Source organism: Amycolatopsis mediterranei (genome assembly GCF_026017845.1).
GTDB lineage: Bacteria > Actinomycetota > Actinomycetes > Mycobacteriales > Pseudonocardiaceae > Amycolatopsis > Amycolatopsis mediterranei.
This window is the reverse complement of record NZ_CP100416.1, coordinates 5,954,100-5,968,315: the sequence shown is the minus strand read 5'-3', so window position 1 is coordinate 5,968,315 and position 14,216 is coordinate 5,954,100. Positions and strand designations below refer to the sequence as shown.

The following is a 14,216-nucleotide window of genomic DNA, read 5'->3' as shown; positions in this document are numbered from 1 at the left end:
CTCAGGCCGGTGCCTTCACCCCGAACTCCACCTCGGCCGTCTCCAGCGTCCCGGCCGTCCGCCCCGGCGCGGTCTGGTACTTCCAATACAGGTTCGTGTGTGCGATGACCTGCCCCGGCGGCGGCGCCCCATAAGCCGTCAGGTCCTCCGTCGTGTGCGCGTCCGCCACCAGCGTCACGTCATAACCCCGGGCCAGCGCCCCGTGCAACGTCGAGCGGATGCACGCGTCCGTCTGGGCTCCGGCCACCACCAGCGATCCCACGCCCCGGGCCGCCAGCACCTCCTCGAGGTCGGTGTCCTCGAACGAGTCCCCGTACTCCTTGTGCACCAGCGGTTCCGCCTCCGCGCGCACCAGCTCCGGGACGTACTCCCACGGCCGGCTCCCGCGCGGCAGCTCCTCGCTGGTGTGCTGCACCCACACCACCTCGGTGCCGGCGGCGCGGGCGCGGTCCACCAGCGTGATGATGTTGGCCAGGACGGGTTCGCGCTCGTGTGCCGTCTCCATCACGCCGTTCTGCACGTCGACGACGAGCAGGGCGGTGTGCGGACGGCCGGTCAGTGTGGTCATGGCGCCACCCTAGCCACCGGTACCGACAATTTCCGCGAAGTAGCATGCCCCGCATGGACTACGGAATGCTCTTGCTCGGTGTCGTCCTGCTGGTCGCGGTCGTCGGGCTGGCGTCGTCCTCCACGGACCGCAAGCTCGGCCGGGTCGACCGCCGCCTCGCGCGGGTGGAGCGGAAGCTCGACGCGATCGCCGAGCGGCTCGGCGTGTCCACCGAGGAGCCGGAACTCGCGGAGGTGACCGCGTTGCTGCGGCAGGGCAAGAAGATCCAGGCGATCAAGGCCTACCGCGACCGCACCGGCGCCGACCTCAGGGAGGCCCGGGACGCCGTGGAGCGGCTGACCTAAGGCCTAAGGCGCCCCGCCGATGTGCTTGGCGGACACCGCCGCCCACACCGCGTCGAAGTTGTCGTACCGGTCGCTGTCCGACAGCCCGCCGAGCGAGCCCAGCACCGAGTCGCCGCCGCCCGCCGCGGCCGCCCGGCGCAGGAGCTCGTCGCGGCCGCAGGGGTACTCCGTCTCGGACAGGTGCTGCTCGAGGCTGGTCCGGTCCGGATCGGGCATCGCACACCTCCTGATCGTTCTCCTGACCCGGCGTACCCGGGGCAGCGGCGAAGGAAACTCAGCCTACGACGATCGTGTGCTCCGAGCGCGGTTCCAGGAACCCGATCACCGGGTGGCCCGGCAGTTCCCCGGCGACCAGCAGGCCACCGGACGTCTGCGCGTCGGCCAGCAGCAACGCCTCGTCGGGCGAGATGCGGGACAGGTCGGCGTGCGGGCGGACCCAGTCGAGGTTCCGGCGCGTGCCGCCGCTGACGTACCCGTCGCGCAGCGCCTCCCGCGCGCCCTCGAGGTACGGCACCGCCGCGGGGTCCACCCGGGCCGTGACACCGCTCGCGCGCGCCAGCTTGTGCAGGTGCCCCAGCAGGCCGAACCCCGTCACGTCGGTGGCGCACACGGCCCCGGCGGCCAGCGCGGCCCGGGCCGCGGGCGCGTTCAGCGTCGTCATCGCGTCGATGGCCTGCGGGAACCGTTCGCCGGTGGCCTTGTGCCGCGAATTGAGCACGCCGATGCCGAGCGGCTTGGTCAACGTCAGCGGCACGCCGGCCCGGCCCGCGTCGTTGCGCAGCAGCCGCGCGGGGTCCGCGATGCCGGTCACCGCGAGCCCGTACTTCGGCTCCGGGTCGTCGATGCTGTGCCCGCCGGCCAGGTGACACCCCGCCTCGGCGCAGACGTCGAGGCCGCCGCGCAGGACCTCGGCGGCCAGCTCGAACGGCAGCGTCTCCCGCGGCCAGCCGAGCAGGTTCAGCGCCACCACCGGTGTGCCGCCCATGGCGTAGACGTCGGACAGCGCGTTGGCCGCGGCGATCCGGCCCCAGTCGTAGGCGTCGTCGACGACCGGGGTGAAGAAGTCCGTGGTGGCGATCAGGGCGGTGTCGCTGGAGATCCGGACCGCGGCCGCGTCGTCGCCGGTGTCGAGGCCGACGAGCAGCTCGCCCGGGGGATCGACGGGTACGGCGCCGGTCAGGCCGGCCACGGCCGCTTCGAGTTCGCCGGGCGGGATCTTGCACGCGCACCCGCCACCGTGCGCGTACTGCGTCAGTCGGTAACCCACCGGTTCATCGTGCCCGCCGGGCGCGAACTTGGCAGGATGGCCCCCATGGTGCAGGGAGGCGTATCCGGCCTGGTGACCGGCGCGGTCTTCAAAACCGTCGAACGGCAGGTTCTGCCGCTGGCGGGTTCGATTCCCGTCCGCCTCCGCCATGCCTGACCCGCGCCGCGCGATCCCGCGGACCGACGCGGTCCTGGCCGAGCCCCGGATCGCCAAGGCCGCCGGGTCGCTCGGGCGGGACCTGGTCAAAGCGGTGGTCAACGACGTCCAGCAGGCGGTGCGGGCGGGGGAGATCGGCCCCGGCGACGTCGTCGACACCGTGCTGGCCCGGCTCCCGGCGAGCGCCTCGTCGCTGCGGCCGGTGATCAACGCGACCGGCGTCGTCGTGCACACCAACCTCGGCCGCGCCCCGCTGTCGGCGGCCGCGCGCGACGCCCTCGTCGCGGCCGCTGGCGCCACCGACGTCGAATTCGACCTCGCGACCGGCGAGCGGGCCCGGCGCGGCCGCGGCGCCCTCGCGGCGCTGCGAGCGGCCGTGCCGGACGCCGGTGCGGTGCACGTGGTCAACAACAACGCGGCCGCCCTGCTGCTCTGCGCGCTCGCGCTGGCGCCGGGCCGGGAGATCGTCGTCAGCCGGGGCGAACTGGTCGAGATCGGCGACGGCTTCCGGATCCCGGACCTGCTGGAATCGGCCGGCGCGCGGCTGCGCGAGGTCGGGACCACGAACCGGACATCGGTCCGGGACTACGCCGCGGCGATCGGCCCGGACACCGGGTTCGTGCTCAAGGTGCACCCGTCGAACTACCGCGTCACCGGGTTCACCGCGGAAGCGGCGATGGGCGAGCTGGCCGGCCTCGGCGTGCCGCTGGTCGCCGACATCGGCTCGGGGCTGCTGGCCCCGCACCCGCTCCTGCCGGACGAACCGGACGCGGCGAGCGCGCTGCGGGCGGGCGCCACGATCGTCACCGCGAGCGGGGACAAGCTGCTCGGCGGACCGCAGGCCGGCGTGCTGCTCGGCGACGCGGACGTCGTCGAACGGCTGCGGCGGCACCCGGCCGCGCGGGCCCTGCGCGTCGACAAGCTCACCCTCGCCGCCCTCGAAGCGACGCTGCGCGGGCCGGAACCCCCGGTGCGGGCCGCGCTCGACGTGTCCGTCGCGAGCTTGCGGGAACGAGCCGAAGCGCTGGTCAAGGCCATCGAGGGCGTCGATGCCCAGGTGGTCGCGTCGGTGGCGGCCGTCGGCGGCGGGGGAGCGCCGGGCGTCGAACTGCCCAGCGTCGCGGTGAGCCTGCCCGCCCGGTACGCGGCCGCGCTGCGCACGGGCGAGCCCGCCGTGGCCGGCCGGGTCGTCAAGGACCGCTGCCTGCTCGACCTGCGGACCGTGCGCCTGGAAGAGGACGCCGAGCTGCGGGAAGCCGTCCGCCGATGCGGGTGATCGTCACCGCCGGGCACGTCGACCACGGGAAGTCCACGCTCGTGCGGCGGCTGACCGGGATGGAACCGGACCGCTGGGCCGAGGAACGCCGCCGCGGCCTCACCATCGACCTCGGCTTCGCGTGGACCCGGATCGGCGCCGAGGACGTCGCGTTCGTGGATGTGCCGGGCCACGAGCGGTTCGTGCCGAACATGCTCGCCGGCGCCGGGCCGGCCCCGGCGGTGCTGTTCGTCGTCGCCGCGGACGAGGGCTGGATGCCGCAGTCGGCCGAGCACCTCGCGGCCCTGGACGCGTTCGGCGTCCGCCGCGGCCTCTTGGTCGTCACCAAGGCCGATCGCGCCGACCCGGCCGCGGCGACGGCCGCCGCGCTGCGGGAGATCGCCGCGACATCGCTGGGGGCCATCCCGAGCGTCGCCGTCAGCGGCACCACCGGTGCGGGCCTGGACGGCCTGCGCACGGCCATCGGGGAGCTCACCGCCGAGCTGCCGACGCCCGATCCGGCCGCCGACGTGCGGCTGTGGATCGACCGGGCCTTCACGGTCTCGGGGGCCGGCACCGTCGTCACGGGCACGCTGGCCGCCGGCACGATCGCCGCCGGCGACGAGTTCCTGCTGGGGCCGGCGCGGGTGAAGGTCCGCGCCCTGCAGGCCCTCGGCGAACCCTACGACCGGATCAGCGCCGTGGCCAGGGTCGCGGTGAACCTGCGCGGCACCGCGCGGGGCGACGTCCGCCGCGGCGACGTCCTGCTCACGCCGGGCCGCTGGCGCACCACGGCCGAGTTCGACGTCCGGCTGCGCGGCGCGGCCGCCGCGGACCTGCACCGCGAACTGGTGCTGCACCTGGGCACGGCGGCGGTGCCGGTGCGGGTCCGTCCACTCGGGACGGACACCGCGCGGCTCACCACGGCCACCGCGCTGCCGCTGCGCACCGGCGACCGCGGGCTGGTGCGCGATCCCGGCGAGCACCGGATCGCCGCCGGGTTCGACGTCCTCGACGTCGATCCGCCCGCCCTGTCCCGCCGCGGCGCGGCGCGCGCCCGCGGCCGCGAGCTGGCCGACCCCGACCTCGCCCGGGTTTACCTGCGCCGCAAGGGTTTCGTGCGCGCCGGGGACTTCACGGCGATGGGCCTGCGCTCGACGGGGGAGCGGCTGGGCGAGTGGTGCGCGGACGAGGAGCGGCTCGCGGCGTCGCGCACGCAGGCGGCCGAGATCGTGGGCGCGTGGGACAGCACGGCCGCGGGTGTACCGGTGGAGGCGTTGCGGCAGCGGCTCGGGCTGCCCGCCCCGGAGCTGGTCGTCCCGGTGCTGCGGGGCACCGGCTTCGAGGTGGCGGGCGGGCTGGTCCGCCGTCCCGGCGCCGGGCTCGCTCCCGCCGTCGAGAAGGCCCTCGAAGTGGTGGCGAAACAGCTCGCGGAGCACCCGTTCCGCGCGCCCGAGGCGGACGAGCTGCGCGCACTGGGCCTCGGCCGCCGCGAACTGGCGGCGGCGGTCCGCCTCGGCCGGTTGACGGCGCTCGCCGAGGGCGTCGTGCTCGGCCCGGACGTGGCGGAGCGAGCGGTCGAGCAGCTGCGCCGGCTGCCCCAGCCGTTCACGGTTTCGGAGGCGCGCAAGGCTCTCGACAGCACGCGCAGGGTGATGATTCCGCTGCTGGAACGCCTGGACGCCGCCGGGCGCACCGAACTCCTCGGCGACGGCACCCGCCGCACGACGGGTTAGCTCCGGCGAGGGTGCTCTTCGACCCCGAGCGACTGCGTCCCGAGGACATCCAGCAGCGCCAAGCGGTCTGCCTCCTCGCTGCCGGGTTCGGCGGTGTAGACCATCAGGCGCAGGTCGCTGCCCGCGACGCTGAGGACGTCGCAATCCAGGGTCAGCGTGCCGACGTCCGGGTGGTCGATGGTCTTGCGGGCGGACTCGTGGTGCCCCACGGCACCCGAGTCCCACAGTTCGGCGAAGCGGGTGCTGAGCCGCCGGAGGTCGGTGATGAGCGCGCGGAGGTCCCGGTCTTCGGGGTAGCGGCCGGCGGTGCGGCGCAGGTCGGCGACCAGCGCCGCCTGCAGGGCGTCCCGGGATCCCGGCGTGTCGCGCACCCGGCTGTCCGGGCTGAGGAAATTGCGCCGGACGCCGTTGAGGTCGCTGCCGTGCCATTCGCCCATCAGGGCCGTGTAAAGCGGGTTGGCGAGCAGCTGGTTCCACGCCGCGTCGAAGACGGCGACGGGGGTGCCGGCGAGCCGGTCCAGCATGCGGTGGACGCCGGGGGTGATGTGCCGCGGGACCGTGCCGGGGCCCGGGGGTGCCAGGCCGGCCAGCCGGAACAGGTGCGTCCGTTCGTCGTGGGTGAGGCGCAGGGCGCGGGCCAGTGCTTCGACGACCTGGGCCGAGGGGCTGGTGGCGCGGCCCTGTTCGAGCCGGATGACGTAGTCGGCGGAGATGCCGGCCAGCTGGGCCAGTTCCTCGCGGCGCAACCCCGCGGCGCGACGGCGGCTGCCCGCGGGCAGGCCGGCGGCCTGGGGTGAGACGCGGTCGCGCCAGTGGCGCAGGGCGGTGCCGAGTCCGGTGTTCGCCATACCTCGATTGTGCAAGCCCGCCGGCCGGTTGTCCTGGTACCGCCGGTCCCAGGAAAACCGGACCACTTCCGGCCGCCGCGGTCCGGGCCGATGCTGGTGGCAGCATCCCCGGAAGGAACGGAATCCATGAACCAGCTCGCCCTCGTCACCGGCGCCACCTCCGGCATCGGCCGGGCCTTCGCCGAACGCCTCGCCGCCGACGGTTACGACCTGATCGTCACCGGCCGCCGCGAGGACCGCCTCGCGGAGTTCGCCGCCGCCCACCCGGACGTCAAGGTGCGCACGGTGGTCGCCGATCTGTCCACCGACGACGGCGTCGAGGCCGTTGCCGCGCTCTGCGCCGCCGAGCCGCTGACCATGCTCGTCAACAACGCCGGTGTGGCGCACTACATGCCGCTGGCGCAGCTGCCCGCCGACAAGGCCGCCGAGCTGGTCCACGTCAAGGTCGCCGCGCCCACCATGCTCACCCGCGCCGCGGTTGCGGGCATGCAGGAACGCGGCGAGGGGAGGATCGTCAACGTGGCCGGGATGATCGCCTTCAGCGGCCCTGCCGACTCCTCCGTCATGCCCCGGCGCGCGGTCTACGCAGGCGCCCTGGCGTATCTCGTCGCGCTGTCGCAGACCCTGAACGCCGAGCTCGAGGGCACCGGTGTCGGGGTGCAGGTGCTGTGCCCTGGCGTCGTCGCCACCGAGTTCCACGAGCGCCAGGGGCTCGACCTGAGCGCGGTGCCGCGCATGTCCGCCGCCGACGTCGTCACCGCGTCCCTGCGCGGCTTCGAACTCCGGGAAGTCGTCACCGCTCCGGGTATCGAGGACACCGGCCTGCTCGAGGCCGTCTTCAAAGCCGACCTGGCCGCCTTCGGCGGGCAGCGCCCGGAACTCGCTTCCCGCTACCGCTGAATCCCGCCAAGAAATCCCCCGGACATGAGCCCGCTGCCGCACCCCGGTTTCGGAGTGCGGCAGCGGAGAAACGCGTCACTTCTTGTCCGTGACACCCTTCACGGCGTCCTTGATCTTCTCGCCGGCCTGCTTGAGCGAGCCCTTGGCCTGCTCGGACTTGCCTTCGGCCTGCCACTGCTCGTTGTCGGTGGCGTCGCCGACGGCTTCCTTGGCCCGGCCCTTGAGCTCTTCGCCCTTGTTTTCCAGCTTGTCGTTCATCAGGGTGCACCTTCCGTCACGGCGACATTTCCGGATCGGCCAGTCGCCAAAAGGGCCTTGACAGACTGATACCCACTCTGCGCGCGACTACACATCGGCGGGCAAATGGCCGCCCATCCGCTCGATCCGCTGGATCGCCGGCTCCGCGAGGACGCCGTGCACGATGACCGACACCGCGACGGCGAGCGCGCCGACCCGCCACAGCACGTCCTGCTGCGGCACGGGGAGCCGGTTGAGCGTGTAGGCCAGGTAGTAGAGCGTGCCGATGCCGCGCACGCCGAAGAACGCGATCGCCGCGGCGGCGGGCCGTCCCGGCGACGGCGCGCCGAGCAGGGAAAGCCAGCCCACCACCGGCCGCACCACCAGCACCGCGACGACGGCGATCACCACTTCGAGGGGCTGCAGCCCGCGCAGCAGGCCGTCGCCGATCGCCAGGCCCAGCCCCAGCAGGGCGAGCGGGACGAACAGCCGTTCCAGCTGGTGGCCGAAGGCGTGCAGCACGCCGTGGTACTCGTGCTCCCGCTCCTGCGTGCGCACCGCGACCGCCGCGACGAAGACGGCGACGAACCCGTTGCCGTGGGCGGCTTCGGCCAGCGCGTAGGGCACGAACGCCAGCGCGAGCAGGACCAGCCCGTCGGCGTACTCGGCCAGCCGCAGCCGGTCCGACGGCGTCCGGAAGATCGCCCAGCCGAGCAGCCGCCCGGTGACCAGGCCGGCCACCACCCCGACCACCAGGGGCAGCAGCAGGTCCACCAGCACCCAGGACAGGTCCCAGCGGGCCTCGCCACCGGCCAGGGCCAGGCCGAGGAGGACGAACGGCATGGTGAGGCCGTCGTTGAGCCCGGCTTCCGTCGTCAGCGTGAACCGGATCTCGTTGTCCCTGGCCAGTTCCGGCTCGACGTCGGGGTGCGGGACGCCGATGTCGCCGGCCAGCACCGGGTCGGTCGGGGCCAGCGCCGCGGCCAGCAGCAGCGCGACGCCGGGCGCGAGCGCGAGCCACCAGTGCCCGAGCACGGCGATCGCGAGGATCGACACCGGCATGGTGATCGCGAGCAGCCGCCAGGTGGACCCCCACCGGCGCAGGCCGAACGGCCGGTCGACCGACAGCCCCGCTCCGGCGAGCGCGACCAGAATGCCCAGCTGGGCGAAGGATTCCACGCTGTGCAGGTGGGCGGCCGGGTCGCCCCAGCCGTTGCCGTAGGGGGCGGGCAGCGGGAGCAGCCCGAGCACGATCCCGGCCAGGAGCATCACCAGCGGCACCGAGAACGGCCGGTCGGCGACCAGCTTGGGCACGATCGCCGCCGCGAGCGCGAGTAGGCCCGCCACTCCGAACAACACCGTCAACGACGCCAAAGGTCTCCTCCTGCCGCTCGTCCCGCACCACCGCGGCCAGGAGACCCGGTCGAGCGTGATGCCGGGTTCCACCGGGGCGCACCGTGATCGGCCAGGCCCCCGGGAGCCGGGTAGCGTGGCGGGAAGAGGCGCGCCGCGACCCGGATTCCCGGCGTGCGAGCGGCGAAACCGAGGAGGCCGCGGTGACGGCGATGAACGGGGCGGGCAGTCCGTGCCGGTTCTGCGGCAGGCGGCGCGACCCCCGGGTGCCCGGCCGGAACGGGCCGATCTGCGTGGACTGCGTCCGCGCCGGCCTGCGCGTGGTGCGCGACGGCGCGGACCGGGAGAGCGGCGCGGGTGACGTGCTGGCCGCGGTGACGTCGCCGCTGGCCGCGGTCTGCGAGTTCTGCGGCCGCCGCGAGCGCCGGACGTTCCTCGGGCTCCGGCGTCCGCTGCTGCGCGTGGACTGCGCGGCCCGGGACGCGGTGATCTGCGTGGACTGCCTCGACCACGCCGGCGATGTGCTGAACGTCGCCCTGCGCGGCTGAGGCGTTTCCGGCTCGGCCACCGCGGGTAGCCGGGGCCCATGACGTCCACTCGGGAACACCGCACCCGACCGGAGGCCGCTTCGGTCGCCGAAACCCTGCGTGTCGCGTTGGAGGTGGCGCTGCCCACCCTGGCCGGCGGGGTCATGAAACGCCGTCCCGCGGCGATGGCGCTGGCCGGCAAGCTGCAGTTCGACCGCCCGGCCGTGCGGTTGCTGCGCCGGCTGCGCGACCGCCACCACGGCCGGGCGCTGAAGCTGCGCGTCCCCGGCCGGTCGGTGGAACTGGCGCTGTCCGGCGCGGACGTGAAGCGGCTGCTCGCCGGCGCGCCGACGCCGTTCAGTCCGTCCACAGTGGAGAAACGGGCCGCGCTGGGGCACTTCCAGCCGCACGGCGTCCTGATTTCGGACGCGGCCGACCGTCCCGGCCGCCGCCGGTTCACCGAGTCCGTGCTCGACACCGGCCGTCCGCTGCACGAGCTCGCGACGCCGTTCGCCCACGCGATCGCCGAAGAGGCGGCCGTCCTGCCGAGCGAGGGTTCGCTCGACTGGGACACGTTCAACGTCGCCTGGTGGCGGCTGGTCCGGCGCGTCGTGCTCGGCTCGGGCGCCCGCGACGACACGACGCTGACCGACCAGCTCGAACGCCTGCGGCTCGACGCGAACTGGGCGTACCTGCACCCGAAGCGCAAGCAACTGCGCGAGGAGTTCCGGCGCCGCCTGACCGAGCACCTGAACCGGGCCGAGCCGGGCAGCCTCGCCGCCGTGATCGCCGCGGTCGGCGAGGACACCGCGCCCGATCAGGTGGCGCACTGGCTGTTCGCGTTCGACGCGGCGGGGATGGCGACGTACCGGACGCTGGCCCTGCTGGCGAGCCACCCGGCGGAGCAGGAGCGGGCCCGCGCGGACCTCGGGGACACCGGGGACACCGAGCCGGCTCAGCTGAGTTACCTGCGCGCGTGCGTGCTGGACGCGGTCCGGCTGTGGCCGACCACGCCGATGATCCTGCGCGAGACGACGGAGGAGACGTCCTGGGGTCCGGCGGGGACGACGGTGCTGATCTTCACGCCGTTCTTCCACCGCGACCCGGACCTGCCCTACGCCGACCGGTTCGAGCCGGACCTCTGGCTCGACGGCCGCGCGGCGGAGAACCCGGCCCTGGTCCCGTTCAGCGCGGGCCCGGCGATCTGCCCGGGCCGCGACCTGGTGCTGTTCTGCGCGAGCACGATGCTGGCGAACCTGCTGCGCCACCACCGGTTCGAGCAGGCTTCGGGACCGGTCCTGTCCCCGGACCGCCCCTTGCCGGCGACCCTGGACAACTTCCACCTGAAGCTCGACCTGGTCGGCTGAGCCGGTCACGCCGGAGCGGTGAACACGTACGAGCCCGACGGCACGAAGTACGTCCCCGCCGCCGAAGGCACCGCCTCGGGCGGCGCGGTGATCCCCGCCGGCCGGGACGTCGGCACCACCACCGTCGCCGAGGAGCCGGCCGGGACCGTCACCCGCAGCGTCAGCTTCCCGTTCGCGATCGACCAGTCGCTGACCGCGCCGCCGTACGGTGTGTCGTACGCCGACTTCGCCGAGGTCAAGCCGCCACCCGGGACGGGGGCGATCCGCAGCGACGCGTAGCCCGGGGACGCCGGGGCCAGCCCGCCCACCGAGCGGTACAGGAAGTCGCCCACCGAGCCGAGACCGTAGTGGTTGAACGAGTTCATCCCGGGGTCGTTGAACGAGCCGTCCGGCTTGATGCCGTCCCAGCGCTCCCAGATCGTCGTCGCGCCGTGCCCGATCATGAAGCCCCAGCCGGGGAAGTCCGGCTGCAGCAGCACCCGGTAGGCGACGTCGGCGTGGCCGTGCGCCGCCAGTACCGGCAACAGGTTCTCCACGCCGAGGAACCCGACGCTCAGGTGCCCGCCGGCGGCGGCCACGCGAGCCGCGAGTTTGTCGGCCGCCGGCTGGACGCGGTCGGCCGGGAGCAGCCCGAACGCCAGCGCCAGCACGTACCCGGTCTGCGTGTTCGACCCGACCGTGCCGTCCGCCGCCACGAACCGGTTGGTGAACGCGACGCCGACCTGGTCGGCGAGCGTCCCGTACTTCGCCGCTTCGGCGGTGTGCCCGGTGGCCGCGGCCATCCGGGACAGCAACCGCGCCGACCACGCGACGAACGCCGTCGAGACCAGGTCGTGCGGGGTCTCGTCGTTGACGTTGAGCCAGTCCCCGTAGGTCTGGTGGTCGCGGATCAGGTCGGCGCCGGAGGTCGAACGCAGGTACTCGACCCACCGGACCATCGCGTCGAAGTGCTCGTTGATCACGCCGGTGTCGCCGTACCGCTGCCACAGCGTGTAGGGCACGATGACGCCCGCGTCGCCCCAGCCTGCCGTGCCCGAGCCGCCCAGCACCCCCGGCGCGACGTCGGTGAACGACCCGTCGTCGTGCTGCGCGTCGACGAGGTCGTCGCTGAACTTGCCGAGGAAGTTCGCGACGTCGAGGTTGAACGTCGACGTCCCGGCGAAGATCCCGATGTCGCCGGTCCAGCCGAGCCGCTCGTCGCGCTGCGGGCAGTCGCTCGGCACCGACAGCATGTTGGAGCGCTCACCCCACAGGATGTTGTGCTGCATCTGGTTCACCAGCGTGTTCGACGTCGTGAAGGTGCCGGTCTGCGCGCCGGACGTCCACATCGCCCGGCCGGTCAGGGTCGACGCCGTCGGCGCCGAGGGCAGGCCGGTCAGCTCGACGTACCGGTAGCCGTGCACGGTGAACCGCGGTTCGTACGTCTCGGCGCCGCCGGTGCCCGCCAGGGTGAACCGGTCGGTGGCCTGGGCCGCGCGGAGGTTGGCCGTGTAGATCGTGCCGTCCGGGTTGAGCACTTCGGCGTGCCGCACGGTGACCGTGGTGCCGGCCGGGCCGGTTACCGAAAGCCGGTTCCAGCCGCTGAAGTTCTGCCCGAGGTCGGCCACCCACACGCCGGGCTTCGGCTGGGTCCAGGAGACGGGCTTGAACTCCTGCTGCACGGTGACGCCGTTGTCCACCTGGGGCACCAGGTTCGGCTTGGCGTCGCCGCGCACGCGGGGTGCTGCCCAGGCGCGGTCGTCGAAGCCGGGCCGGTCCCAGCCGGCCGCCGCGAGCCGGGCGTCGTAGGTTTCGCCCTGGTAGAGGTCGTCGGCGCGGATCGGGCCGTCGCCGGCCTTCCACGTGCCGTCGGTCGCGATCGTGGTGCTCGTGCCGTCGGTGAACGTCAGTCGCAATTGCGCCGAGTACCACGGTTCGGTCCCGTACTTCTGGCTTCCCGCGATGCCGACGCTCCCGGAGTACCAGCCGTTGCCGACCATGGCGCCCAGCACGTTCTCCCCGGCGCGGATCTGCCCGGTGACGTCGGAAACCCGGTACTGCACGCGTTTCGCGTAGTCGGTCCAGCCGGGTGCGAGCACCTCCGAGCCGACCTTGACGCCGTTGAGGTGGGTCTCCTGCAGCCCGAGCGCGGTCGTCAGCAGCCGCGCACTGGCGACCCGCTTGGTGACGGTGAAGCTCTTGCGCAGCAGGGGAGCGGGGGCGCTGACGGCGACGTTCGCGCCCCACGGCCCGGTGCCGTAGGCGGTCAGCGCCCGCGCCGCGGGCCAGGCACTGTCGTCGAAGGCGCGCTGCTGCCAGCCGTCCGGGCCGCTCTGGCTCGCCTTCCACGTGCCGTCGGTGACCACCGGCGGTCCACCTTGGACGGTCAGCTTCGCGATCGTCCCGGCCGGGCTCTGCGTGGTGTTCTCGGTGCTGACCGCGATGGTGTTCGTCCCGGCCGTCAGCAGGTTGCCGACTTCGACGACCGCGGCCGTCTTCCACGAGTCGGCGACCCGCGGCGAGTCGCTGACGCGGGTGCCGTTGACCCAGACGGTCGCGGTGTCGTCCCCGGTCACGACCAAGGTGGCCTTCGCCGGGGCCGCGGCCAGGTCCAGGGTCTTGCGGAAGAAGCGGGTGGACGGCGGTACGCCGCCGAGCGGATCGCCTTCGGGGTACCAGATCCAGCTCGCCCCGGCGAGGTCCGGGCCGGCCGTGGCGCGGCCGAGGAACGCGCCGGTCCACTCGGTCGCCGGGGCCCGCAGCGCGGTTTCGAAGCGCTGCACCGGGTTCCAGCCGCTCGTCCGGCCCTGAGCGTCCCACACGCGGACGCGCCAGGTGTAGGCGGTCAGCGAGGCGAGCGCCGGGCCGCCGTAGGCGATGTCGGCCTGCTGTGCGGACGTGACGCGGCCGCTGTCCCAGAGGTCGTGCCCGCCGGCGGACACGACGATCTGGTACGCCGACTGCCGCTGCTGCGGCCCGGAGGACGTCAGCTTCCAGCCGAACCGCGGCTGCGCCGGATCGACGCCCAGCGGGTTGACGCGGTTCGCGACCGTGGCGCTCGCGACCGACAGCGGTGACGCTTCGGCCTGGTTCGGGATGGAGACGCCGGTGCCCCACGGCCCGGTGCCGTAGGCGCCGAGATCCGCGGCGGCCGCCCACGTCCCGTCCGCGAACCCGGGCTGTTCCCAGCCCTCCGGCACGGTCGACGCGCTCTTCCAGCCGGTCCCGGTGGCCAGGTCGGTGCGGCCGGCCGCGGTCGTGACCCGCAGCCGGCCGAGCAGGCCGGCCGGGCCGCCGGCGTTGCGGACGGCGACGGCGAGGGTGTTGACGCCGGGAGTGAGCGCGGGCCGCAGGTCCACCGGCAGCGCCGTGCGCCACGAGTCCCGGGTGCGGGCCGAGGACGCGAGCGGGGTGCCGTTGAGCCAGACGTCGGCGGTGTCGTCGCCGGTGAGGACGAGCCGGGCGTCGGTGACCGCGCCGGCCGGGACGGTGAACGTCGTGCGGAAGTACCGGGTCCCGGTGGCCGCGGCGTGGCCGTCCGGATACCAGATCCAGTGCGCGCCGGCCAGCGCGGGAGGCGGCGCGGCGCCGGCCGGGGGAACCGCGGCGGCCGACAGGGCCAGGATCGCGGCGAGGGTCGTGGTGGTGGCGCGCCAGAGCTTCGAGGGCAGCATGCAGG

General features: G+C 74.0%; 13 protein-coding genes and 1 tRNA gene. 7 read left to right on the top strand and 7 right to left on the bottom strand.

The genetic code is table 11. The features are described from left to right. Nucleotide 1 precedes the first annotated feature (1 nt). Entirely contained in the window at nucleotides 2-568 is a 567-nt protein-coding gene (locus ISP_RS26675) for a cysteine hydrolase family protein (protein WP_013226947.1), read from the bottom strand. A gap of 53 nt (nucleotides 569-621) precedes the next feature. On the opposite strand from ISP_RS26675, the gene ISP_RS26670 reads away from it, so the two are divergent. Continuing rightward, nucleotides 622-912, top strand: a complete 291-nt coding sequence (locus ISP_RS26670; RefSeq protein ID WP_013226946.1) for a hypothetical protein — start codon at nucleotides 622-624, stop codon at nucleotides 910-912. A 3-nt stretch (nucleotides 913-915) separates the two neighbouring features. Here the strand turns inward: ISP_RS26670 and ISP_RS26665 are convergent, their stop codons facing one another. Then, nucleotides 916-1,128 carry a DUF2795 domain-containing protein gene (locus ISP_RS26665; RefSeq protein WP_013226945.1) on the bottom strand — a complete coding sequence of 71 codons (213 nt, stop codon included), beginning with the start codon at nucleotides 1,126-1,128 and terminating at the stop codon, nucleotides 916-918. A 58-nt stretch (nucleotides 1,129-1,186) separates the two neighbouring features. After that, nucleotides 1,187-2,179 carry a selenide, water dikinase SelD gene (gene selD / locus ISP_RS26660; protein WP_013226944.1) on the bottom strand — a complete coding sequence of 331 codons (993 nt, stop codon included), beginning with the start codon at nucleotides 2,177-2,179 and terminating at the stop codon, nucleotides 1,187-1,189. Between the two features lie 54 nt (nucleotides 2,180-2,233). Here selD and ISP_RS26655 point away from each other — a divergent pair. From ISP_RS26655 to selB, 3 genes are all read left to right on the top strand, one after another. Beyond that, nucleotides 2,234-2,328 (top strand) — tRNA-Sec (locus ISP_RS26655). Beyond that, on the top strand, nucleotides 2,328-3,611 hold the full coding sequence (selA, locus tag ISP_RS26650) for an L-seryl-tRNA(Sec) selenium transferase (RefSeq protein ID WP_013226943.1): 1,284 nt from the start codon (nucleotides 2,328-2,330) through the stop codon (nucleotides 3,609-3,611). Before ISP_RS26655 ends, selA begins: the two co-directional genes overlap by 1 nt. Continuing rightward, nucleotides 3,602-5,326, top strand: coding sequence for a selenocysteine-specific translation elongation factor (gene selB / locus ISP_RS26645; protein WP_013226942.1), 1,725 nt, complete (start codon nucleotides 3,602-3,604; stop codon nucleotides 5,324-5,326). The genes selA and selB overlap by 10 nt, the downstream gene beginning before the upstream one ends. Here selB and ISP_RS26640 read toward each other — a convergent pair. Then, a complete protein-coding gene (locus tag ISP_RS26640; protein ID WP_014467209.1) occupies nucleotides 5,323-6,174 on the bottom strand; it encodes a helix-turn-helix transcriptional regulator in 852 nt (283 codons plus the stop codon). The two genes, selB and ISP_RS26640, sit on opposite strands and share 4 nt — an antisense overlap. A gap of 126 nt (nucleotides 6,175-6,300) precedes the next feature. Between ISP_RS26640 and ISP_RS26635 the strand changes: the two genes are divergently transcribed. Then, nucleotides 6,301-7,074 (top strand): SDR family NAD(P)-dependent oxidoreductase, encoded by a 774-nt coding sequence (locus tag ISP_RS26635; protein WP_013226940.1) that lies wholly within the window; start codon nucleotides 6,301-6,303, stop codon nucleotides 7,072-7,074. 75 nt (nucleotides 7,075-7,149) lie between these two features. On the opposite strand, the gene ISP_RS26630 is transcribed toward ISP_RS26635, so the two are convergent. Both ISP_RS26630 and ISP_RS26625 read right to left on the bottom strand, forming a co-directional pair. Continuing rightward, nucleotides 7,150-7,332 carry a CsbD family protein gene (locus ISP_RS26630; RefSeq protein WP_013226939.1) on the bottom strand — a complete coding sequence of 61 codons (183 nt, stop codon included), beginning with the start codon at nucleotides 7,330-7,332 and terminating at the stop codon, nucleotides 7,150-7,152. Nucleotides 7,333-7,419: 87 nt separating this feature from the next. Then, nucleotides 7,420-8,685, bottom strand: a complete 1,266-nt coding sequence (locus ISP_RS26625) for a cation:proton antiporter domain-containing protein (protein ID WP_013226938.1) — start codon at nucleotides 8,683-8,685, stop codon at nucleotides 7,420-7,422. Nucleotides 8,686-8,876: 191 nt separating this feature from the next. On the opposite strand from ISP_RS26625, the gene ISP_RS26620 reads away from it, so the two are divergent. Then, a complete protein-coding gene (locus ISP_RS26620) occupies nucleotides 8,877-9,212 on the top strand; it encodes a hypothetical protein (RefSeq protein ID WP_230468949.1) in 336 nt (111 codons plus the stop codon). Between the two features lie 38 nt (nucleotides 9,213-9,250). Beyond that, a complete protein-coding gene (locus tag ISP_RS26615) occupies nucleotides 9,251-10,558 on the top strand; it encodes a cytochrome P450 (RefSeq protein ID WP_013226936.1) in 1,308 nt (435 codons plus the stop codon). Between the two features lie 5 nt (nucleotides 10,559-10,563). Here ISP_RS26615 and ISP_RS26610 read toward each other — a convergent pair whose 3' ends face one another. Then, entirely contained in the window at nucleotides 10,564-14,211 is a 3,648-nt protein-coding gene (locus ISP_RS26610; RefSeq protein ID WP_013226935.1) for a family 78 glycoside hydrolase catalytic domain, read from the bottom strand. Nucleotides 14,212-14,216 lie beyond the last annotated feature (5 nt).

Coding starts and splice junctions, on each gene's coding strand:
- ISP_RS26675 (WP_013226947.1), bottom strand. CDS start 568: ATGACCACACTGACCGGCCGTCCGCACACCGCCCTGCTCGTCGTCGAC.
- ISP_RS26635 (WP_013226940.1), top strand. CDS start 6,301: ATGAACCAGCTCGCCCTCGTCACCGGCGCCACCTCCGGCATCGGCCGG.
- ISP_RS26665 (WP_013226945.1), bottom strand. CDS start 1,128: ATGCCCGATCCGGACCGGACCAGCCTCGAGCAGCACCTGTCCGAGACG.
- ISP_RS26610 (WP_013226935.1), bottom strand. CDS start 14,211: ATGCTGCCCTCGAAGCTCTGGCGCGCCACCACCACGACCCTCGCCGCG.
- ISP_RS26620 (WP_230468949.1), top strand. CDS start 8,877: ATGAACGGGGCGGGCAGTCCGTGCCGGTTCTGCGGCAGGCGGCGCGAC.
- selB (WP_013226942.1), top strand. CDS start 3,602: ATGCGGGTGATCGTCACCGCCGGGCACGTCGACCACGGGAAGTCCACG.
- ISP_RS26630 (WP_013226939.1), bottom strand. CDS start 7,332: ATGAACGACAAGCTGGAAAACAAGGGCGAAGAGCTCAAGGGCCGGGCC.
- ISP_RS26615 (WP_013226936.1), top strand. CDS start 9,251: ATGACGTCCACTCGGGAACACCGCACCCGACCGGAGGCCGCTTCGGTC.
- ISP_RS26670 (WP_013226946.1), top strand. CDS start 622: ATGGACTACGGAATGCTCTTGCTCGGTGTCGTCCTGCTGGTCGCGGTC.
- selA (WP_013226943.1), top strand. CDS start 2,328: ATGCCTGACCCGCGCCGCGCGATCCCGCGGACCGACGCGGTCCTGGCC.
- ISP_RS26640 (WP_014467209.1), bottom strand. CDS start 6,174: ATGGCGAACACCGGACTCGGCACCGCCCTGCGCCACTGGCGCGACCGC.